The following is a 22,473-nucleotide window of genomic DNA, read 5'->3' on the forward strand; positions in this document are numbered from 1 at the left end:
CTGTCACCTGCCATGTGACGTTGTTTGTTACGTTACGTGGTGCCCCGTTGCGCTATCACCTGTGGTCATTCTCCGCCGCTGCTAGCAGCTGTTGAACGCAGCTACAAGTGACGGCGCAACGGGTGTTCCCCCGGGGAAACGTGGGCGGCACGGAGGCGATGGTCTTAGCCCCTCAGTACCCAACCCGCGTTGTTCGGCTGCAGCCAGCCGTCCTCCGTCAGCGGCGCGGCGCTGAGCAGGACTGTTCCGGCTGGGAGCCGCGCCGGTTTGGTGCCCATCGCGACGGCGACGAAGAAGTCGGCGCTGCGTTCGCAGATCAGCAGATTCCCGGCTTCGACGCGCCAGATGCCGCCGTCATTGGGGCCGAAGACTTCGTTCTTCCATAGCAGCTTGCGCATTTCCAGCGTCTGGGTGACCAACGCCAGCGAGGACTCCGGGTCCTGCTGCTGGCGTTCGATCGCGTGGATACCCCAGTCCGCGGGCTGCGGGAGCCACGGCTCTGATGCCGGTTCCGCCAGCGAGAAGCCGCGGTTCAGTGCCGCGCTGTCCGTCCAGGGCAGCGGGACGCGGGCGCCGTCGCGGCAGACGCCGCCGCGGGCCCACATGGGATCCACCCGGGACTCCAGCGGGACGTCGGCCTCGGGCAGCCCCAGTTCCTGCCCTTGGTAGAGGTACGCCGGGCCGGGCAGACCCAGCAGAGCCACCAGCGCGGCGCGCGCCCGGGCACTCCCGAGCTCGCCGCCGCCGAACCGGGTCGCGGACCGGACGATGTCGTGGTTCTCCAGCGCCCACGTCGGGGTGGCGCCGTGCAGCCGGCGGGCGGCTTCGAGTTCGTTCCCGACGGCGGCCCACGCCTCCGGATCCCAGCCGAGCTTCACAAACGCGAAGGCAAAGGCCTGCTGCATCTCATCCGCCCGGGTGTAGCGGGCGGCGCGGGCAGGTTCGAGGTTGACCTCGCCTACCAGCAGGCGGTGCGGCTGGTACTTCTCGGCCAGGGTGCGCCAGCGGCGGTAGACCTCGTGGACTTCCTCCTGGTCCGAGACCTGCGGGTTGGACCGCAGCCCGTCCACCACCCCGCCGGTGGAGGGCGAGTCCGGCAGGCCGTCGGCCTTGAACAGGGCATGCGCGACGTCAATCCGGAGGCCGTCCACGCCCTTGTCGAACCAGAAGCGCAGCACACCGTCGAAGTAGTCGCCGACGGCGGGGTTGCGCCAGTTCCAGTCCGGCTGCTCGGGGGAGAAGAGGTGCAGGTACCAGTCCGTGTCCGTCGCCGAGCCGGGGGTGGCGCGGCTCCAGGCGCGGCCGCCGAAGACGCTCTGCCAGTTGTTCGGCGGGACGTCGCCGGCGACGTTACCGCCGCCGTCGGACATGTCCACCGGGCCGGGCACAAAGTGGAACATGTCCCGCTCCGGCGAGCCCGGGCCGGCCGCCAACGCAGCCTGGAACAGCGGGTGCTCGGCGGAGCAGTGGTTGGGGACGACGTCGAGCAGGACGCGGAGGCCCAGCGAGTGCGCGAGCTCCAGCAACGTATCGAACTGGTCCATCGTGCCGAACAGCGGGTCCACGCCGCAGTAGTCGGACACGTCGTAGCCCTGGTCCACCTGCGGGGAGGGCTGGAACGGGGTCATCCAGATCCCGTCGACCCCGAGGGAAGCGATGTACGGCAGCCGTGCAATGAGCCCGGCGAGGTCGCCCACGCCGTCGCCGTCGCCGTCGGCGAAGGAGCGCGGGTAGACCTGGTAGATCACGGCGGACTGCCACCACTCGGCGGCAGGCGCCAAAGCGGTCTCTTCGGCAGGGCTCATTTGCTCGCGCCCGCGGTGAGGCCTTCGACGATCCGCCGCTGGAAGATCAGCACCATAATGACCAACGGTACGGTGACGATCACGCCGGCGGCCATCTGCTCGCCGAAGGGCGCCTGGAATTCGGTGGCGCCGGTGAACTTGGAGATGGCCACCGTGGCGGTCTGGATCTTGGGGTCGTTGATCATGGACAGGGCGATGATGAACTCGTTCCAGCTGTGGATGAAGGTCAGGATCGCGGTGGTGAAGACGCCCGGCGCCGCGAGCGGCAGCAGGACCCGGCGGAACGCCTGCCACTTGGTGCAGCCGTCGATCATCGCTGCTTCCTCGAGGTCGAACGGCAGGGCCTTCATGAACGTGGTGAGGTTCCAGACCGCCAGCGGGATCGCGAAGGACAGATTCGGCACGATCATCGCCTGGTAGGTGTTGATCCAGCCGATGTCCGTGAAGAGGCGCAGCAGCGGCACCACCACGGAGATGCCCGGGAACATCGACGTCGCGATGATGACGCCGAGGATCACCGACTTGAAGCGGAAGTTCAGCCGGGAGATTGCGTAGGCGGCGAACACGCCCAGGACCAGGGCGAACGTGGTGGTGGTGCCGGCGACGATCAGCGAGTTCAGCAGAGCCTGGCCGAACATCGTGGAGCCGTCGAACACCTTGGTGTAGTTCTCCAGCGAGAACGGCGCCGGCAGCAGGGTGTTGTCGAAGATGTCAGCGGTGCGGCGCAGGCTGGAGACCAGCATCCAGTAGAACGGGGCCAGGCAGTACGCGAAGATCAGGGCCAGGCCGGCGTAGACGCTGTAGGAACGCCAAGTGCGCTTGGGTTTCGGCTTGCCGGGTACGACGGCGGTGCGTGCGCCGGGGGCGACGGCGCCGGAGTCGCTAGCTGCGTTGCGGAGGTCGGAGATGGTCATCGGGTGGCCTCGGCCTTCTTCTGTTCGGAGTTGGCCAGGGAGCGGGACTTCTTCGCGCTTTTTTTGGACAGCAGCTTCAGTTCCTTGGCGCCGGTGACGTCGGCGCCGAGCACCTTCACGAACACGATCGCGACGACGGCGACGTACAGGAAGAGCATGACGGCGAACGCGGAGGCCGAACCGTAGCGCAGCTGGTTGGATTCGTCCCAGGCGAGCATGGAGAGGGTCTCCACGGATTCCTTGCCAGGGCCGATCAGCACAAAGGGAAGGTCGAACATCCGCAGCGCGTCGAGCATACGGAACAGCACAGCCACCAGCAGGGTGGGTTTGACCAGCGGGAGGGTGATGGAGCCGAGCTGGCGCCACCAGCCGGCGCCGTCGATCCGGGCGGCTTCGTAGACTTCGCCGGGGATGACCTGCATGCCGGCCAGGACCAGGAGTCCGATGAAGGGGGCGGTTTTCCAGACTTCGGCGATAATGACGGCCACCTTGGAGGCGTTGCCTTCGGCGGTCCAGAGGATCTCGCTGCCGAGCAGGTTGTTGGCGATGCCGTCGGACTGGAAGATCCAGCGCCACAGCAGGCCGGAGACGGCGGTGGGCACGGCCCAGGGAACCAGGATGCTGGCGCGCAGGAAGGATCGGCCGCGGAAGGCCCGGTTCATGGCGAGGGCCAGGGCCAGGCCCAGGACGGTTTCGAGGAACACCGTGGCGACGGTGAAGAAGGTGGTGTTGGCGAAGGCGTTCAGGAAGCGCCGGCCGGATTCGCCGACGAAGAGGTCGGCGTAATTGGCCAAGCCCACGAAGGATTCCACATCGGAGACGAAGCCGTCCGCGTCCAGGCCGGATTCGGCGCGGAACAGGGACTGGTGCACCGCGGAGAGCAGCGGGTACACGATCACCAGGGCCAGCACCAGGATGGTGGGGGAGAGCAGCATCGCGGCCATGCGGCCTTCACCGGGGGAGCGTTTGCCGCGTCTGCGCGGGCTGCCTGGCTGGTGCGTGCCGGTCTGCGCGCCGGCGGGCGGGGCGGTCGTCGTCGTCATGCTGGGTACCTAACTGGAGTTGCAGCTGCCTGGCCGGCCGGGGTGGGCCGGCCGGCCAGGCGTGGGGTCTGGACTGCTGGGTTACTGAGCTACTTGGTCAACTCGGTGAGCTTGGCCTGCATGTCCTTCAAGGCCGTGTCCGTGTCCTTGGCGCCGGTGATGGCCGCGTAGGCCTCTTCCTGGATCGCCTTGGTGGTGGCGCCGTACTGGACCACCTTGGGGCGGGGCTGGGCGTTGTTCAGCGAGGTCAGCAGGGTGGGGAAGAACGGGCGCTTGGCGACGACGGCGGGATCCTCGAAGAGGGACGCGTAGACCGGCGCGCGGGAGGACAGGGCGAGGCGCTTCTGGGCCTGCTCCTCGCTGGTGAAGAACTTGACGAATTCCAGCGCCGTGGCCTTGTTCGGGGTGAACGGGGAGATGGCCAGGCTGCGGCCGCCGAGGGTGGAGACGCCTGGGCCGTCGGTGCCGGGGATGGAGGTGATGCTGAACTTGCCGGCCACCTTGCTGGAGCCGTCGGTGGCGCTCAGGGAGGCGTGCAGGAAGGGCCAGTTGCGCATAAAGACCAGCTTGCCGTCCTGGAACGCGCGGCGGCCCTGCTCCTCGAGGTAGGTGATGGCGTCCGACGGGAACATCCCGTCCTTGAATCCGTCCACCAGCAGGTTCAGGCCTTCCTTGGCCTCGGGGGTGTTGACGGTGGGCTTGCCGTCGGCGTCGACGATCGAGCCGCCGGCGGAGGCGACCGCTTCGGAGAAGTTGACCGTGAGGGCCTCGTTCTTGTCGAACTGGCCGGTATAGCAGGACATGCCGGCGGCTTCGGGGAGGGCCAGGATCGCCTTGCAGGCGGTCTTCATTTCGTCCCAGGTTTTGGGCGGGGCGGCGATGCCGGCGGCCTTGAGCAGGTCGGAGCGGAAGTAGAACAGGGCGCCGTCGGTGTAGTACGGGGCGCCGACCAGGGTGTCCCGGTACGTCGCGGCGTTGACCGTGGCGGGGATCATCTTGTCGGTGGGGACGGCGTCCGCGGGCAGCGGCAGGACCCACTTGTTGGCGGCGAACTCGGAGGTCCAGACGACGTCCAGGTTCAGCACGCTGAAAGTGTCCGACTTGATCTGCGCGTTCTGGATGAGCTGCTGGCGCTGCTGGTCCGCGGAGTCCGGCAGTTCGATGAACGTCACCTTCTCCTCCGGGTGGGCGGCGTTCCACTCCTCGATGGTCTTGTTCGCGGCACCGGAGGCGTCGCGGTTGGAGACGTAGTTGATGGGGCCCTTGCCCTCGAAGGACGCGGCGGCGGCCTTCGGGGTGCTCTTCGCTTCCGTGGCGGTCCCGCCGCAGCCGGTGAGGGCGACGGTGGCGACGGTCAGGGTTGCGGTGGTGGCGAGAAGAGTCTGCCAGGTGCGGCGGCGCTGCCTCATGTGTTGCTCCTTGTTGTGTGTGGTGGTGCGAGGTGGGTGGTGCGGGTGGTTTGGCGCATGCAGAACTGCGGCGGCTGCCCGGTTTGTGGCACGGGGGAGTGCCGGCTGCCGCCGTTTGGTGGGGTGGTCTGGTGGGGTTAGCTGGTGGGTTCTTGGCTGCCAGGGGATGGTGAGTTGGGCGGCGCGGTGGAGCCGCGTTCGATCAACCGGTGCGGCATGATCTTCGGGCCCAGGTCGCGGGAGCGGAGCAGCTTCTTCACGGCCATCCGCCCCATCTCCTCGAGCGGCTGGGCCATGGTGCTCAGCGGCGGGTTCACATGCAGCGAGGTGGAGGTGCCGTCGAAGCCCAGGACGGAGACGTCCTCCGGCACCCGGAGCCCGCGCCGCTGCAGTTCGTTGACGACGGCGGCTCCCATCTCATCGCTCATCGCGAAGACCGCGGTGAGCCCGGGGTCCTGCTGCAGGAGCTCGTCGACGCCGGGAGCGCCGCTTTCATAGAAGAAGCTGCCGGTGGCGGTGACCGGGGTGCAGTTCGCTTCGGTCATGGCGCGGAGGTAGCCGCGCTGGCGGGGCTGGGCGACGTAGACCGACGCCGGGTCCCCGGTGAGGAGGCCGATGCGCCGGTGCCCGAGGCGCAGCAGGTGACGGGTCGCGTCGTAGGCTGCCTGCTCGTCGTCGATGGCCACACTGGGGGAGCCGGACTTGTCGCTGATGGCGACGGAGATGATGGGGACGTTGGGTCCCAGCAGCTGCCTGGTCTCCGGCGTGATCACCGCGGAGATGAGGATGACGCCGGCGGCCCGGTAGGTGCGCAGCGTGCGGAGGTAGCCGGCGATGTAGGCGGATTGGGCGCCGGTGCGGCCGAGCATCACGGCGTAGCCGCGCTCTTGGGCTTCCTCCTCGACGCCCTGCATGACTTGGGATGCGAGGGCATCGGAGACCATGGGGGCGAGGAGCCCGATCACGGAGGTCTGCCGGGTTTTGAGGCCGCGGGCGAGGTAGTCCGTTTCGTAGCTGAGGCTCTTGACCGCGGTTTCGACACGTTCGCGGGTTTCGTCGGAGTAGCCGACGAGCCCGTTGACCACCCGGGAGACGGTGGCTGGGGAGACGCCGGCGTGCTTGGCGACATCGCGGATGGTGACCACTGTTCCTCCTCCCTGAGGGTGTCTTGTTGTCTGCTGCCCGTGTTACGTAATCGGTTTCGGAAAACGGTTTACGTAAACGGTTTCGTTGGGTGCAGAATCAACAGTAAAGGGTGGTTCGGGGATCGCATTGCGTTTCGTAAACGGGGGACTCAGCCGACAGCGAGAAGGCTAATGACCGCCATCGATCTTCCGCTGCCCGGAGGAATTGTTGACCATTGGCGCTTAGGACATTCCTACGAACGCCTGTGCTCTTGCGGCTGGGGCTGGCAGGGGCTGGCCGACGCCCATCCATGGGGAGTGACCACCTTTCACGACTACATTATTCGCGCGCGGCTAGAGATGCCCGGTGCCCAATATCGTGATGTAGCCTGGGCCAGAGCAAGCGCTATTTTGTGGAACTGGGGACGGCATGGCAGGCAAACCAACGGATTGGTCCGAGGCTGAAGTTGCAGCGACCGTCCGAAGCTATTTGGACATGTTGCGGTTGGAGGTGTCCGGCGAGCCCTACGTTAAGAGTCACTTCAGGAAGGCGCTCTTGCCCATGCTCTCTAACCGGTCTGAATCAGCTATTGAATTTAAACACCAGAACATCTCCGCAGTACTGATGAAGCTTGGGTTGAGGCCGATCCGCGGCTACCAGCCGGCTCAGAATTATCAGCAGTCCTTGGTTCCGGAGGTTCAGCGCCAGTTAGCATCCAGCCCATCTCTAATCGAGCTCGTGCTGGCCGAAGCTTTACAAGCGCCCCAGGCGAGCTCCACAGGCTCGCTCGATTTCAATAGTGCCGGCGTCCCTTCGATCATTCTCCCGGAATCGCCGAGGGGGACCAGCGCCCGGACGGGTCGCCCGGACTACGCGGCAATTGAAGCAAGAAATCGCGCGCTCGGACTGGCCGGCGAGCTTGCGGTAGCTGACCTTGAATATCGGCGACTCGTCAAGGCAGGCAAAGCCAATTTGGCTAGAAAGATCGATCACGTCAGCCAGTCGCGGGGCGACGGGGACGGCTACGACATTCTTTCGTTTGAAGAGAGCGGCAAAGAAAAGCTGATTGAGGTGAAAACCACAAGATCACGTGCGGAAACACCGTTTTTTGTAACCACCAATGAGCTGAAAGTGTCCAGAGAGCAGGCCGACGTCTACCATCTGTTTCGCGTTTTCCACTTCGGTCATGATCCGGCTTGGTTCTGGCTGCGCGGTAATCTCGACGCCAGCTGCGTCCTTGAATCGAACGGCTTCACGGCGCTGCCGCGTCCCGCCTAGGCTGCCTTGAGAAACCACAAAAAGTTTAGCTAAGCTGAACCACAGATTTCAGGACCACCCGATAGCCGATCGGCTGGCGGGGTGAAGGGTCTAGATGTACTCAGCCAGCAGGTTGGTTACATCTGCTGATGCGTGGTCGTCCTCCGAGGGCGCTGTGGTTGCGGCGGTGGTTGTAGAAGTCTAGCCAGCCTGTCAGGGCCTGTGTGCGGTGGTCGCTGGAGTCGTAGGCGTTCTTGTAGGCCCAGCCTTCCTGAAGGGTGCGGTTGAACCGTTCGGCCTTGCCGTTCTGCCAGGGGCTTCGCGGTTTGGTGCGCCTGTGTTTGGCGCCGAGATCCGCGATGGCCTTGGCGAAGTCCGCGGACCGGATGTAGGCCAGGGCGTTGTCGGTCATGACTTCGCGCACGGGTGCCCCGTTGGCGGCCATGAATGCCGCGGCGTTGGTCAGGAACCGGGCGCAGGTCGGCCCTTTCTCATCGGGCAGGACCTCGACGTAGGCCAGGCGGGAGTGGTCATCCACGGCGACGTGGACGTAGTCGTACCCGATGCCGCGGCCTCTGACGGTTTCGCTGCGGCCGTGGACCCGCCAGCCGCCGCCGTTCGCTATGCCGCCGGGTTTCTTGACGTCGATATGCAGCAGCTCTCCGGCGGTGTCGCGTTCGAAACGGTGGTCGGTGGCCCGGCCGGCCCGGATGCGTTCGCCGCTGATCGGGTCCAGTTCCCACAACCGGGGCAGCCCGGCCCTGGCGATGATCCGAGAGACAGTGCGGGCCGGGACCTTGCAGCGTTCGGCCAGCTCGACCGGGCCTTCGCGGTGCTTCTTACGCGCCGCGAGCACGTCCTCGATCGTCGCCTCGGGGGTGGCGTGTGGGCACGAATGTGGGCGTGAGGATCGGTCCTCCATCCCGTCCCAGCCGTGTTCGACATAGCGCTTGAGCCACCGGTGGGCGCAGGCGCGGGAAACACCCATTTCCTTCGCCACGTGGGCCACGGGACGGCCGTCCAGAACACGCTGGACAAGGATGCTTCTACCGGCAGGAGTCAGACGGGCATTACGGTGGACCATGAAGACCTCTTAGTCGTTAGGTGTGTGTGGTAACCACCAACCTAAGAGGTCTTCACCCTTTCAACATGTAACCAACGTCCTGGCCGAGTACATCTAGCGCTTCCGAGGGACGTTGATGCGAACGTCGGCGGCCTGGACTTCGTCGAGCACCCACCGCTGGTACTTCGGGTGGGCCGGGTATTTTTTACGAAGATAATCCCGGACGACCTTCCCCGGTCGGTGCTCGTTGGTATAGCCGAGTTCCCGAGCAAGTTCGGCAGGTTTGTATGTAGCCACAACACTGAGTGTAGGCCGTGACCTGGTCGCGACGCCCCCCAATGGCACGGGCCAAGGCCTCGCCGTTGTCTTACCACTTGGGCCCCTTCATAAAGACGTTGCACGCGGTATAGAACCTGAGAGCAAAAGAGTAGTTCATACAGGTGACGGCGAACCGCAGCCGGGGATGCAGGGTGCAATTAGAAAAAGTACTCGAGGCGGTGCTAGATGGGTGGTGGCATAACCATCGCTCCTCCGGAGCAGGTCGTCCAGCGTTTTGCCCTCAATGGGACCGAACATCCGCCGTTTTGGGAGCGGGCTGAGGGAAGGTTGAGGGTTTGGAAAGCGTGAGGAAGTATATCAGCCCTTCGTGCGTGGCTAACGGTTTCAGTATGGGCCGCCCGGCTTGGCGACAGCTGGTCCTGCGCAATCATGCCGATCGAGGCCCTTCCGAGCACCTAAAATCTCTTCGACGTCACGGGCAAAGGAGACGCGGCGGGGTAACCTATCGCATGCTGCACACGAATGTCAGAGGCCCCTGGCATCGTGAGACGCAGACGCCTCAATGGCAAAGACCAGACCCGTCGAAATGAGATGATGGACCACATGACTACGACCCCCCAACTTACTGTGCTCGAAATCTGTGCCGGAGCTGGAGGTCAGTCAGTTGGCTTGGAGCAGGCTGGTTTCGGTCATTCTCTGGCCGTCGAGATCGACAAGGACGCCGCCGCCACCCTCCGCCTCAATCGACCCTCATGGGATGTTCACCATGGTGACGTCCGCGAAGTCAACGGCAAGGACTACAAAGGGATCGATCTGCTCGCTGGGGGAGTACCCTGCCCGCCGTTCAGCATCGCTGGAAAGCAGCTCGGCGCCGACGACGAGCGTGATCTTTTTCCAGAAGCGCTTCGCCTCGTGGATGAGGCTAAGCCTGCTGCCGTAATGCTAGAGAATGTCAAAGGTCTGGCATCGGCGAGGTTTTCGACCTATCGTCAGTCGATTCTTGATGCACTCGAAGCGCTCGGCTATGAGGCTGACTGGCAGCTCTTCTACTCGAGCGAATTTGGCGTCCCTCAGCTCCGGCCCCGGTTCATTCTCGTGGCCGTAAAAAAGCGTTACCACAAGAAGTTTGACTGGCCCGCTGCACATGGCAAACCGCCGACCGTTGGAGAAGTACTTTTGCCGATGATGGAGAGCGGCGGATGGGCTGGTGCCGCGGCCTGGGCTAAAAAGGCAAACGGTATTGCCCCGACTGTTGTCGGCGGCTCCAAGAAGCATGGGGGCGCTGACCTTGGGCCGACGCGTGCTAAAGCGGGTTGGCTTCAGCTCGGGGTCGACGGCAAAGGCATCGCCAATGAAGTTCCGGGGTTTGAAACGCCGCTAGACCACATTCCTCGCCTGACCAACGAAATGGTTGCCCGCATCCAGGGCTTCCCTCTTGGCTGGCAGTTCTCTGGCAAGAAGACGTCCGTCTACCGACAGATTGGGAATGCGTTCCCGCCGCCGGTTGCAGCAGCCATCGGGACTTCTATTGCCACTGCCCTGGGCGTCAAGTCTCCTGCCAACAATCAGTTTGAGGAGTCGGTGGAGCGGCACCTACGCGCTGTTAGCTAGAAGCCGACTTCTTATCGGCTTTACGAGTCCTTTCGCGTCGGCGAATCTCCGCGGCGACATCGCCAAGCGGCCATGGCGTAAAGGCTGTTAGTTCATAGTGGCTACGCTTGCGTCCGTCCTCGTATCGATAGTGGACCCTATACTGCCAGCCGAGTTCTTTTAGCTCGCGCATGCGCTTCTGCCAGTCTTCTTGGAACTGATGCATACAAGCGACGACGGCGACAATTTGGCTTGGCGCCAACTCACCGGCTGCCTCAAAGGCCTTCAGCGCTTCACCGATACGCTTGTGCGGCTCGAGCCAGGAAGCGGCGGCCCGCATCTTGTCGGCATGTTGATCGATAGATGTAAAGTAGTCGCGCTTACCGTTGTTGCATTCGTGACACAGGGCTTGGAGGTTATCTATGTCGCTGTCCCCGCCCCAGGTAAGTGGAAGTTTGTGATCAACCTCAAGTTTGACACCGTCTTCATTCGGCGTCTTGCCACATTGCGCACACCGCTGGCTGAGGAGGACCTGAGGCCGAAGGCGGCGCGAGATTGCGGTCCTTCGAGGAGCGCCAGGATCTCGGAGTCCTTCGAGAACGTATTTCGGCTTACCATTGATGCGCCGACAAGGCACCTTAATCCCGTAGACGTCTCGAAGGTCGCGAACTCGACGATCTGTTTGGGAATGACTGGCACCCGCGACATTTGCAGCATGAGCCCGAATTTCCACCATCGTCGGGGGATCATCATTTCGAGCATGTAGGAAGTTGTATAGCACTCGGTGTTGCTCAGACGCGATCAGATCATGAAGCTCGGGACTGCCAGGCTGCGGCAAAAGCAGAAAGTCAACGATCATTGGGCGAGGACTTTGGGTGCGGGCGTTGTAGTTGCATGTTCGCCTTCAATATGGCGCCAGTATCGGCCCTCGAGATTGACTGAGTTCGCCATTGCGAAGTCGACAGGCCCAACACGGATGCTGACCAGCTCGCCAGGTTCTGGCACGGTGCAGCCGAGTGATCGTGCGATTGCGGTTTGCGCGGTGTAATCACCTCCGAGTATTAGGTAGCCTTCCGACCGAAGGACACTGCGCGCGCCGCCGTTCTCACGAACCCTCTTCATGAAATCATCCTGTTGGGCGACGGTCGCGATGATGTTACGAGAGATCCGCATGTTGGTAGCTACGCGGAACAACTCGTTGACCCGAGCCTGGCCGCTTCTTGGAGCGAAGATCCTAGCTATGTGTGCGGTGGGAAGCTGTATTAGGATGTTTGGCTGCATAGGGGCGTCTCTGAACAGCCATTTGATGCGCGATTTACCGAGCGCGTTGAGGCTTCCTTTTTGATCGCGGTTCATGCCCACATTGCGGTTTTCTGGCGTGGCGCGTACAAGTCCTATGCTCCAAACGGACCGTTCGTCGCTTGCAACGGAACCCAGGATGAGATGGTTGATGCTCTCGGGCGGGAGCATCCATTGGGCTGTTGCGGAGTACTTGCTATCGACCTCGTACCCGGCGATCGCATAGTCCAGGATTTGGCCATCATCGAAGCCAAATTCGCGCTGCAGGTTGATTTCGATGAGGGTGCCGTAGTGCGTTTTCTCCGTCTTGAACAGCTGATCCCAGCGATAGCGGCCCGTCCTCTGGCCGTCATAGAGCTGGTCAAACGTGGATCGAAAGACCTCGGCCATCCGGCTGCCGTCGGGATCTGCTGATAGGAGTTCCGCGGCGACTGCTTCGAGTTCAAGATCATTAGGGATATCCGGCTCATCCGGATCAAAGGGCGACATGACCCTACCCTATGCACTGCCAGCCGAGCCAAAGAAATTAGCGGGAATTAATCGGCTCAACTAAACGACTCTCTGACCAGGGCTAATGCACTGCTTGTCCCTACGCCGCAGTTCGGACGCTAAATTTGCAGGCACGTCAGCACGCAAAGGAACTGCCCTGGTCGAAGAAATCCGGGGCAGTCCCTTGGCATCACCTCAGGCTTCGGAAGAGGTTGAGAACATGGTTTGGATTGCGGTCAAGCATGAAAGTGTCAACATAGACCGCTCCATCTAGGCCGACGTGTTCTGCATTCAATTGTGCTGTTGCCTTTAATAGTCTGTCCGACAATAAGTCAGCTTCTCCTGATTCCAAGGGATGCCGCAGAATCACTGCGATGCGGCCCTCGGCTGGTTTTTCCCACAGAGCGCATGCGGCAAAGTTGTTCTCCATTACGGAGACGTTGTAGACCGCGGCCCAGTTTTTAATTGCTTGACGGTGCTTGTCGAGCTCAATTGTCAGGTTTCGGCCGTCGAGTACTGCTTTCAGGTCTTTGGCTAGACGCCAGTCAAGAAGTGCGTGGTAGGCCATATTGGAATAATCGCGCAGGCAGCGGTAGCAGGAAGACGAGCACTCTTGGGAGTGCTCACCCGCCAGTTCGTCCAGGTAGGTGTCAATGTCAGCGAGGTATTCGTGAAGGATCTCGGGTCTTCCCAGGTGGCTGCTGAAGCCCGCGCCGTTCTCCAAGGTGTCGGCAAGGAAAGCGAACGTGGTTGGCTCGCCGTCCTTCAGTCCGGTATAGATTCCGGCGTTGAATTCCTGGGATTGAATGTCTAGCTTCTTCGCCGCGACTGTCCTCATCAGGAAGCTCAGTGAGTACCAAGCGGCTCGGCGGCCTTGAATAGAGTCATACGCGCCGTGTTGTTGAGGCGTTCCGCTGCTCAGATCCAGCCGTAGCCCCTGAGGCTTGATTACGGCTGACTGCGGTCCGTAGAACAAGAAGTCCGTCGGTTGAATTGTTCCCAGCGCAGCAACGATGGAAGGTTCGGACTGGTCGGTGTGCACCGCGCTCGTCCCATCAGGAGCCATGGCTATGTAGCCGCCCCAGTAATCGTTCTGGAGAGCTTGCTTGAACTGGAATGATTTGCCGGAGTTGTCATTGATCACATATCGCTTCCCACGGCCCGAATATGCGACTGAACCGGGGAGAGAAACGGGTAGCAGTTTTTGGAGGTCGGCGACGGCCCTGGTAGAGGTCGACTTGGGTGACCAGGAGAAGTTGCCGTCAAAGTCTCGGGGGGTGCCTGCGCGGTATCCTTTGGGCTCCCGGAGATCGATGGTACTGAAGATTCCGGGGTCAGCTCCGCACTGCGGGCAAGAACCTGCTGCGTATTCTGAGCCTGTTGGTTTTTCTTCCACGTATGCACACTGCCTGCATACATCGATTAGCCGTTGGTCGCCCAAAGCGTTGTCTTCAGCCATGACTGTGCGACCAGCGGGGTAGAAGGAGGCCGCTCCGATGACAGGGTAAATCTTCCCGTCGCGCACCAGCTCACTGCCGGGAGCGAACTGGTTAACTGCCATCGCTGCATCGCGGTCGATCACATTGTCCGGCGGCCAGGGGAAAGCGGAGCCTGGTTTCTTGAGGTAGAGGTCTCGAACCTTTGAGGGGAACCCGAACATCGGCAGGAGGCCGCTTTCGGCCAACCGCTGACTAAGGTCGGAATGGCCGGGGATGTCACTGAAGGCAACCATGGAAATATCCTCAGCCAGGGAGGCGATACTGGCACGTGCGTTGTCCAAGTCATCCTGGCTTAGGTTCGTGTAAGTCGCCAAACCGGTCACCGCCTCCTCAACTATTGACCGGTTGTCATTGAGCCACCGGCTTAGCAGTGGCTTCACTCTGGCCCAGTCCGACACCAACCCGAACTGGCCATGTGTGTTGTTGCCTAATCCGGAGAATCCGTCATCTAGAGAAAGGGTGTCGGTAAAGCCGATGAATGCACGCCGAAGCGTTTCACTTCTCAAAGCACGTGTATAAATTTCGGGACGGTTGAGGGCCAGGTATGGCGGCGGTGTTGGTTCATTGGTTATGAGTTCGGGCCGTCCAAAGTAATACTCATCGTGGCTGCGGCCCCTGCACACGGTGAGTGAAACCGCCATGGGCGTCAGTCGCCGGCCGGCACGCCCTACGCGCTGTTGGTAGTTGAAGCGGGTAGGTGGCATGTTGGCCAAGATGACGGAATCGAGGGCGCCAATATCGACGCCCGCTTCCATCGTTGTGGTGACGGAGAGTAGCTCAATCCCATCAGACTTCTTGTTTTCCGTCTGGTTGAGGAAAACATTCTGGAACCGGGCTTGTCTGGATTGGGCGGCGAGCCGATCGGTTTGGCCGGTAAGTTCAGCCGCGGTGAGACGGAACTGGCCCTGGCCATAGGTGGCCTTATGCCCGTAGTAATCAAGATCTGTCCCATGAGCAGTTGCCTCTGGGAGGTCCTTACCGCAGTACGTGCACAGACCGCACCCATATACCAGGTGCCGGCGTCGGCAGTTCTGACATGTCCATTCACTGCTGGAGGGCTGGTAGATGGTTGCCATCTCGGCGTGGATGAGGAAGTTGGATACTGCGTCGCCCCATACCTTCCGGGCCGACGTCTGAACGTCATCAATGTCCATGTCGAACTTCACCGAGACTGCCTGCCAGAAGGTCTTCAGCTTCCTCGGTGGCGTGTCGGACACGTTTCTCATACCGGCGAATCGGCGCATTCCGGCCAGAATGCGCAGGCTGGACTGTGCGATGGCAGCCGGAGAGGATGGGCCATTCTCAGCGGCGCTGACAGATCCTACGAGTCCAACCCAACCCAAACCTAGAGACTCATAGTCGCGTCCTACCCCGGAAAATAACCCGTCAATGATCTCCTTCTGCAAGTTTTTGTCTATGGCACCCTCGAGCTTCTTCTGGGCAGTGGACAGGTCTGTTTTCCGTGCTGGTGAAGGTTCCCAGCGGTAGATAAGCGACCAGGACGAGGGGGTTTTCTCGTCAGTTTGCTGGAGGGAAGCCGATGGACCGCCGGGGTTTATGCCCATCTCCAGCAGCCGCTGACTAACACGGTCAGTGAGTACGGGAAGTGAAGGAGATTGAGCAAGCTGGCGGATGGCTTCCGTTTCCGGCACGTCACTCTCAAGGTCCCACACGTCCTGCAGGAGGGTGAATGCGTTCAGATCCTTGGCGCGCAGGCGTTTGATCGCGTCCTTGGACTCTGCGGTCTTCTTTCCGTCGACGATATGTTCCTTGGCTAGCGGAATATCGGCTGCAACCTGATCTGATGCCGCAAGTTCGGTACGGAGGAGCAACCGCAACAGATCCTGGTAGTGCCGGAGGCTGATTCCGGACGATAACTTGGCGGCGTCCTGTCGGCTGTCCGTGAAGACGATGGTTTTCCGGTTCGCGGGCTCGAGGTCTTGGAGCAGTTCTGTGATGAGCACCTGATTTATTTTTTCGAAACCGGTGCGCATGGCCCGAATGGGTGATCTTTGACGTTTCTTGTCTGCCGCTGGCACGACCCCATCGGCGGTGTGGGTTATCTCCCAGTCATCGGCGCAATTAGGGCACCGCGTAGGGAACGGCGACAACTGCTCGGGGTTCCGTTTGAACACGCCCGCGTTCTGGCCGCGCTTGCCTGCTGGTGTGGCCACCTGGAACGTCCAGCCTGTGTGGTCATTACTTCCGGTCGGCCGGAGCTCGCCCGTCTCGGGCCTGAGGATCGAGCGTCGGAATGCGTACTCTACTTTTTTGCTGTCTGCAGTCCATTCCCGATCCTCCAGATCCGGGTTCTGCTTCTGCGGCCAGTAAAGAAGGTAGTTATTGGCTGTCCGCTCGAGACCCACCTGATCGGGTAGATGTTCTATGTCGGACAGGTCTGCCAGCAGGGTTACTGGTTTCCCCGGAGGCTGGGTCGAACCGGCGGGTACGTACCCTCCCAGGAAGACGTCTCCACAATTTTGGCAGTAAAGGAATTCCAGTACTCTGGAGCCGCATAGGCACCGGCTGACCGGTTCAGAGTACAGGCGCCCTACAGGACGCGTCTGACTGCATCCTTCCTGAACTTCAGGGCACGCCGGGTCGGTGCAGGCCCACATACCTGGTACGTTGCGGAAAAAAAGATGGCTTCGCAGTAAAGGCCATTTGACCGCGCCTGTTTTTTCCGGGGAGGCTGCAGCAGCTTTCAAGAGCTTTTGTACTGCCTGGCGGCGTGAATCTTCAGGCAGCGCGGGGAATAGATGATGTTCCATCTGCTTTAGAGACTTCGCCTGGGGTTTTGATTGAGGCTCCCCATTTTCGGCCAGGAAGAAGACGTTACTCAGGGCACTGGCTCCCGTGAGCTCGTCCGTGTGGCCGGGGACTCCCTCCGGGGTTGCGAATCCCGTTTTCGACAGGTCAAGAGCCGGATCCTGTGAACGGATGAGCTGTCCGGAAAGGAAATCGAATGATTCGCGCGGCACGCCAAAGAATTCCTCGACGAAGGCTTCGTCCCGGTCAGCTTCCAAAGAGGCTGAGGCGGCGATGACTTGGAACTGGTTGGAGTCTTCAGCCAGCCCGAGCCTCATCTTCAGATTGCGGATGAGCAGCGCGACTTCTGTGCCGGCGGTACCTCTGTAGGAGTGCAGTTCATCGACGACGAATGTGAATCGATGGTCAGAACTGGTTTGAAGCCACTCACGGGTCGAGTCGAAGTAACCACTGTCACGCTCGCGCAGGAGCAGGACGTTAAGCATCGAATAGTTGGTGATGAGAATGTCGGGGGCAGCGTGGGCCATGTCCCACCGGGAGACCATTTCGGCTCCGCCCAGATGGGGCATGAAGTACTTCGACTCGTCATCGAGCTGCTGCATCTGAGTACTGCGATGATCAATATCTTGAAGATAGGAGCGTAAATTCCCCACGGCAACTTTGTTGTCCCGTGCTCCTGTAACGGGAGTTGCCCCCGTGTAGCGACCGAAGTAAAAGCGGTGCCCGCGCCTGTTCTTATCCAACCACGTCCGGGCCGCGTCACTGTCCAGTGCCTTCCGCAGCCGGATGAGCTGATCATCAACCAGCGCGTTCATCGGATACAAAATAATGGAGCGGACAGCTTTGGTGCGTCCAGTCTCTGTTTCCCGCTGTGGCACGAACGGACTATTCGCCCCTCTCCACCACGTGGCGAAAGATGATCCATGACCGGTCCAGGAGGTCGATTCGGCCAAAAGGTTAGAAAGTAGAGGCAGAAGAAAGGCCTCGGTCTTACCTGCACCGGTGCCTGCGGTCACCACCACATTGCGTTTGTCCCTTACGACCGATTTCAGGGCTGATTCCTGGTGGGTGTACAGGTCCCGGTCGGCGGGGATGAGACCGGTCCGGGCGAACTCCACCAGGTCCTTGGAGGCGTGAGCCTGTTGTACTGAGTCCTCGAAGGACTGGGTGGAGGCCATGTATTCGGGGCGCAGTTCGATGAAGGGTTCCCTGTAGACACCGTTGTCCTTGTCGAGGATCCGACGTCGTTCTGCTTCAAGGTTTTCATCAGCAAGTCCGAACGGTGTGTCGTAATAACGAAAATACGACTCCCTCAAGTGGTTGAACGTTTCCACTATGTCTAAAGGCACGATGTCGTCTTTCTGTAGAATGAGCCGGAGCGCTGCATATATCTAGCGCACTTGAAGGTGTTGGTGAATCGATCGCGCGACGGCAAGAGCAACAGAGTAGGGCACATTCTCATAGGTCCACGCTCCGCCCGGAGGCTTGACGGGGCCGACCCCGCTGCACAGGGCCAGCGCTTGCCGGTGTTGCACCGGTAGCGGCAGGGTGGCATTGACACGTAGTGTCCCGATGGGATCTTCGACATCTTCGAGGATCTTAAACTGAAGACACTTGCTATCCACCTCGGAAATAGTCAGGCACACGCCTTCCGCATAGCCGACTGAGGACCAGAGTCCCGATCTGAACAACCAGTATTGCCACCGTCCGTTCACCGTTTGCCTGAACAGTCCATCTCGACGGAAAGCCTCAACGTGAGTGAACTCCCGTTGGAAGACGCTGAACATCTCGACTGCTGACCCGTAAGTGTTGGGCCCCGCTGATCGAGGCCCGGGACCGAGCAGAGGAAGATTCGCGGCTACGGACAGAGCAGCGCAGGGGATAAACGATGCTCCTGTGGTGGCGGCAACCTCGCTGAGTTCTGCTTCACTGTCGTATTCAAGGAGAAGGATCCCTGGGTCGCCGAGCGACGCTGTTCCGGTTTTCGGGGGTCCCACCCTGTGCAGCACAGCCTCCGCTTCGAGCCGGTTCTCTAGTTCCGCTGTTCGTTTGCCGATGACCAATGCAAACGCCGAGGACCCTGGAAGTTGCGTCAACACCGATGGTCGAATTCGCCATTTGCTCTCCGACCACAACAAATCCAGATGCCCCAATACCTCCAAACGCCGCAGATACCCTCGAGCCGCATTCGTTCTGGCCTGCGGACGACCGTCCATCAATGCGGCGACTGATGACGTTACGTCAGAAAGGCGGCCATGACCACGAAAACTCAACCACTCTAGGACCAGATCACCGTCCATAGATGCTGTCTTCCATTGACTGTGACAAATATGATCTCCACAAGCGGTCCGGATTACCGATGGTTTCTCTAGCGGCCCGGCGCCAAAAAGCCTGGGCCGGCCCGTCTATAGATCCGAAGTTTGGTGGGTCAGGTGCAATCCGCTGGGGCTGCGAAAATTTTCCTGCCCGTTCAGTTAAAACCCAGCTTGCACCCTTCGGGACAGAGATTTTCCAACGGTAGGACTCGGGGAATCCGAGCCCTTTAGTGAAGGGGGGAATACGAGGTTCACCACACCTTTGCACCAGTCCCGAGGGAGTTACGAACCATACGATGGCATCCTGTCCCCGTCTACAGAGCACATACACGGGAGCCCTCGCTTCTGGCACCGGATCCAGAGGCACGACGTCGTCGTGACTTTTGGTGTGTGCTGCCTCCCACCGAGCGGCAGAACCAGTGGAGTGGACGAAAAAATCCAAAGTGAGACCAGCGACAGAAACTGTGTGCTTCCCCTCCGTAAAGGGCCCGGCGAGCCGAAGGGGAAAGAGAGAACCGTTGGCTTTCACTCGTGTTCCGGGCAGTCTGTTATCAAGGACAACGTGAACGTACTCGTCAGAAAGTTCCTCTGGAAGCTGGACGTCCGGCTCACCTCCTAGCAGATAGTGGCGCCCCCCGACATCCGTCCGCAATTCAAGCCCGTTCGCCAGTTTGGGCCGCGAGCTGGGAGGTGGCTTCAGGAGCTGGCCTAGGCTGTTGAACGACCCTGCCGCTGACAGGTCAATCGGCCCCACCAAGGACACATCTACATATACGGCCCATCCTGGGAAGATCCTGCCGCGAAGCTTCCAGTAACCTGACGCGGCACTCTTGGTGAGAAGCTCGTCCATTTCCGCTGCATCGGTGTCCTGCACAATGAACAGATGGGGCTCATCCGGAGTGGCGTCTGGCACCGACTGCCAGTGGCCCGATGAAGGATCGATACGCAAGATCCACATTTGGCGCACATTCTTGGTCAGGACGGCTCTGTCTCCTGTTGCCCGAAAACGGTGATTAATCAGGGAAGCGCTTTGTGGTAGGCCGCCCGCTATTACGTCGTAGACAGATCCGTAATCGGGTTTTTGGATCGAGAAGAGTGAACCGTTGTCCTGCCTAAGCTCGCCCGTTTCCAACCGAAGATCAACAGGGATTACCCAGCTGACCGACCAGTCATCCGGGTCAATACACATGCTCAGGTCCAACCGCACCCGGCCCTTGGCCGCAGCCGGTCCGGATCTTTGCTCGGCAGCCAATTTAGCAATCACCGCCAAGAGCAACGGATTTCCCGAGCCCTTTTGAACTAGGTCCACGAATGCTGTCGAGAATCCTCGTGGCTTGTCCAGCCACAGACGGAGTAGGGCCAACAATTGATCCGGTGATGACCTAGAGTTCCGATCAACACGGAGGCGGTCAAAGAAACCTGACAACCGATCCCGGTCGGACGCTTTCAAAACGGTTTGAGAAAGCGGATAGCCGATTCTGTTGAAGGTTTCGTGAGTTCGTATCGTGCTCGGGCCTAAGAGATCTTGGTTTCTTTCTATCCAGTCATCGAGTGTCTGCCACATCTCAGCAACTACATCGAAGTGCTTTTGAATCCCCGTGGCGGTGAGTCTGTTTGTGCCGGACGCCATCAGGTTGACCAGCCGAGGGTAGTAAGCGGCAGAGGAGAATTCCCCGTCGTTGCGCATTCTGGATCCTGCGATGACGGTGACGGCCAACAGAGGCAGGCATGGTGGGGGTTGATCCTGCGGACCCTTCCTCCAGGAGGCGAGCCGCCGGTCAATAGGCTCGAATATTGTTGGCTTGTCGGTTTGCCGGAGCTCCGCGACAACAGCCGAGCGAAGCGACCCCACGGGATCAGGTAGGAGAGGGCAAATCCGCGTCATTTCTTCATCATCGAGAAACATGACAACGGGCTCATCGGGTTCATTGGTCGTGAAAAATTCGTCGGACAGCAATGACTGCCATTCGTCGTAGTTCATATTTTTCTCAGCAAGTTTCTTGTCCCCACGCTTGTGACTGTAATTGGTGTTACTGACACTCACCGTTGGCCACGCTGGCTAGGGCCCAAACAGTTACATGTCATCAAACCCCAACGGGCACGACCCTGGGGACGCACCACGAAACCTCGATCCCGTATCGATATTGGGATTATCGCGGAAGATACGGAACAACGGGGCGTGAGGGGCTCGAGGAATCCGCCAAGACCTAGACTTCTAGACTTGTTGCCCTGCGGGCCATGAGTTCCTTGAATCCGGTCTGGGAGTGGTTGGCCTCGCACATGCCGTCCTCGGAAGTGACGGGCTTCGGCGCCAAGGACACCCGGTCTAAGCCCGTATGCTCCAGGGCTGCCTCTGCCGGCGCGCCCACGAAGCTCAGGCTCGGCAACCGCCCGCGAGCGGAGTATGCCAGCGCCTGCAGGGTGTTGATCCCCGGCGTGGTGACGGAGAGCAGTTTATGTTGTGCAGATCACGCGCAGCGGGCCCCCATATACTTCTGCACTAATGCCTCGACGGTGCTGCCGTGACGCCTCCGGGTGCGCGCCCAGGGCCATGGCGCCGCCGCAATTGCGGGGCAGCCGGCCCTGACCGTTCAGTAGAGCCAGGTCACGGCGGTTGGTGGAGGCCGCCATCTGGAACCGGGCGGATAGTTCGTCTACGGACGCCGAGCCGGTGGTTAGGCCGAGGTGGTGGATCCCCTCTCGCCGATTAGTAGCCGACAGCATTCCCCGGCCGCAGTATCCATAGTTGGACGCAGGGCTGTTCCGCAAGATGGCCCAGCTACTCGTTTCGCCGACCTGCTGCTATCTCCGGCAAGGTTTGGAGCGAAACGTGCCCTGGTGCCGGGAATCTGTGTGCGTTACTTGTTCGGGGCTCGATAGAATGCAGAAGTCGGTCGTCAATACTGGGGGTACTTGCCGTGGCTAGAAAATTGTCCGAACTTCGAACAACAGCAGCAGAAGTTGTGAAGGCGTATACGGCGCCGGCGGCCCACTTCGCGTTCGCAACTTACGACGTGCAGACCGATATCCGTAGCCCCCTGGCTCCTTCCGATGTCCTGATGGCGAACCTCTTGAGCCTCAAACTGGGGTGGCAGGAAGTCGTCCCGCTCTTTTCGGAAGGGGACGGAGCAGCCCAGGAACTGCGCCAGAAGCTGGACGTAGCTCTGTCAGAGCTGGCCGAGACTAAACCCTTCGAAGATTTTGACTCGATCGAGGAACTGGAAAGGTCCGTCGCCAGCTTGGCTGTAGCAAATGCAGCCACGACAGATGTGCCGCAGTGGACGCCCACTACAGTCTCGAAGGTCCTGCACCGTCGACGACCACAAATTGTTCCGCTCAATGACTCGTACGTCCGGAGGTTTTACGTAGTCAAGAATACGGAGTCCCGACTTCTTCGCGAAGCTCTGTGGAAGGACCTTCGTGAGAATCGGGGTTGGATGTCGGAGCTTGCTTCCACAGTTCGGACGACTGACGGCCGCAGACTAACGCTTTTGCGCCTCGCCGACATTCTGATTTGGATGGACACTAGAGGTGCGAGTCTTAGCTGAGGAATCGGGCTGCATTCCGACGAACCTGCACCCTTGATCGCGCTCTGACAGGCAGCCAGGGAGACTAGC

Annotated in this window: 16 protein-coding genes; 3 read left to right on the top strand and 13 right to left on the bottom strand. The window is 60.7% G+C overall.

Annotation, left to right across the window (positions count from 1 at the left end; translation table 11 throughout):
• Nucleotides 1-164: 164 nt before the first annotated feature.
• From QI450_RS02375 to QI450_RS02395, 5 genes are all read right to left on the bottom strand, one after another.
• On the bottom strand, nt 165-1,805 hold the full coding sequence (locus tag QI450_RS02375; RefSeq protein ID WP_282468089.1) for an alpha-amylase family glycosyl hydrolase: 1,641 nt from the start codon (nt 1,803-1,805) through the stop codon (nt 165-167).
• Nucleotides 1,802-2,719, bottom strand: coding sequence for a carbohydrate ABC transporter permease (locus QI450_RS02380; protein ID WP_226774072.1), 918 nt, complete (start codon nt 2,717-2,719; stop codon nt 1,802-1,804). Before QI450_RS02380 ends, QI450_RS02375 begins: the two co-directional genes overlap by 4 nt.
• Nucleotides 2,716-3,762 carry a sugar ABC transporter permease gene (locus tag QI450_RS02385; RefSeq protein WP_226774071.1) on the bottom strand — a complete coding sequence of 349 codons (1,047 nt, stop codon included), beginning with the start codon at nt 3,760-3,762 and terminating at the stop codon, nt 2,716-2,718. The genes QI450_RS02380 and QI450_RS02385 overlap by 4 nt, the downstream gene beginning before the upstream one ends.
• Before the next feature lie 89 nt (nt 3,763-3,851).
• Entirely contained in the window at nt 3,852-5,171 is a 1,320-nt protein-coding gene (locus QI450_RS02390) for an ABC transporter substrate-binding protein (protein ID WP_226774070.1), read from the bottom strand.
• 137 nt (nt 5,172-5,308) lie between these two features.
• Nucleotides 5,309-6,316 carry a substrate-binding domain-containing protein gene (locus tag QI450_RS02395; protein WP_226774069.1) on the bottom strand — a complete coding sequence of 336 codons (1,008 nt, stop codon included), beginning with the start codon at nt 6,314-6,316 and terminating at the stop codon, nt 5,309-5,311.
• A gap of 409 nt (nt 6,317-6,725) precedes the next feature.
• Here QI450_RS02395 and QI450_RS02400 point away from each other — a divergent pair, with 409 nt between their 5' ends.
• Nucleotides 6,726-7,574, top strand: coding sequence for a DUF3883 domain-containing protein (locus tag QI450_RS02400; protein WP_226774068.1), 849 nt, complete (start codon nt 6,726-6,728; stop codon nt 7,572-7,574).
• 100 nt (nt 7,575-7,674) lie between these two features.
• On the opposite strand, the gene QI450_RS02405 is transcribed toward QI450_RS02400, so the two are convergent.
• Nucleotides 7,675-8,637 carry an IS481 family transposase gene (locus QI450_RS02405; protein ID WP_226774067.1) on the bottom strand — a complete coding sequence of 321 codons (963 nt, stop codon included), beginning with the start codon at nt 8,635-8,637 and terminating at the stop codon, nt 7,675-7,677.
• A gap of 93 nt (nt 8,638-8,730) precedes the next feature.
• A complete protein-coding gene (locus tag QI450_RS02410; protein ID WP_226774066.1) occupies nt 8,731-8,913 on the bottom strand; it encodes a hypothetical protein in 183 nt (60 codons plus the stop codon).
• 585 nt (nt 8,914-9,498) lie between these two features.
• Here QI450_RS02410 and QI450_RS02415 point away from each other — a divergent pair.
• Nucleotides 9,499-10,506, top strand: a complete 1,008-nt coding sequence (locus QI450_RS02415) for a DNA cytosine methyltransferase (RefSeq protein ID WP_226774065.1) — start codon at nt 9,499-9,501, stop codon at nt 10,504-10,506.
• Here the strand turns inward: QI450_RS02415 and QI450_RS02420 are convergent.
• From QI450_RS02420 to QI450_RS02445, 6 genes are all read right to left on the bottom strand, one after another.
• The gene (locus tag QI450_RS02420; RefSeq protein WP_226774064.1) at nt 10,499-11,344 is read right to left on the bottom strand and encodes an HNH endonuclease; all 846 of its coding nucleotides are present in this window, start codon (nt 11,342-11,344) and stop codon (nt 10,499-10,501) included. The genes QI450_RS02415 and QI450_RS02420 overlap by 8 nt on opposite strands.
• On the bottom strand, nt 11,341-12,273 hold the full coding sequence (locus QI450_RS02425; RefSeq protein ID WP_226774063.1) for a NaeI family type II restriction endonuclease: 933 nt from the start codon (nt 12,271-12,273) through the stop codon (nt 11,341-11,343). The genes QI450_RS02420 and QI450_RS02425 overlap by 4 nt, the downstream gene beginning before the upstream one ends.
• 190 nt (nt 12,274-12,463) lie before the next feature.
• Nucleotides 12,464-17,875: a DEAD/DEAH box helicase gene (locus QI450_RS02430; protein WP_226774062.1), complete on the bottom strand. Its 5,412-nt coding sequence runs from the start codon at nt 17,873-17,875 to the stop codon at nt 12,464-12,466.
• A gap of 57 nt (nt 17,876-17,932) precedes the next feature.
• Nucleotides 17,933-18,841 (bottom strand): hypothetical protein, encoded by a 909-nt coding sequence (locus QI450_RS02435; protein ID WP_226774061.1) that lies wholly within the window; start codon nt 18,839-18,841, stop codon nt 17,933-17,935.
• Nucleotides 18,831-20,837 (bottom strand): hypothetical protein, encoded by a 2,007-nt coding sequence (locus tag QI450_RS02440; RefSeq protein WP_226774060.1) that lies wholly within the window; start codon nt 20,835-20,837, stop codon nt 18,831-18,833. The genes QI450_RS02435 and QI450_RS02440 overlap by 11 nt, the downstream gene beginning before the upstream one ends.
• Nucleotides 20,838-21,310: 473 nt before the next feature.
• Complete coding sequence (locus tag QI450_RS02445; protein WP_226774059.1) at nt 21,311-21,580, bottom strand: DeoR family transcriptional regulator; 270 nt, start codon at nt 21,578-21,580, stop codon at nt 21,311-21,313.
• A gap of 194 nt (nt 21,581-21,774) precedes the next feature.
• On the opposite strand from QI450_RS02445, the gene QI450_RS02450 reads away from it, so the two are divergent.
• On the top strand, nt 21,775-22,404 hold the full coding sequence (locus tag QI450_RS02450) for a DUF6308 family protein (RefSeq protein ID WP_226774058.1): 630 nt from the start codon (nt 21,775-21,777) through the stop codon (nt 22,402-22,404).
• Nucleotides 22,405-22,473 lie beyond the last annotated feature (69 nt).

The organism is Arthrobacter sp. EM1, from assembly GCF_029964055.1.
Taxonomy (GTDB): Bacteria; Actinomycetota; Actinomycetes; order Actinomycetales; family Micrococcaceae; genus Arthrobacter.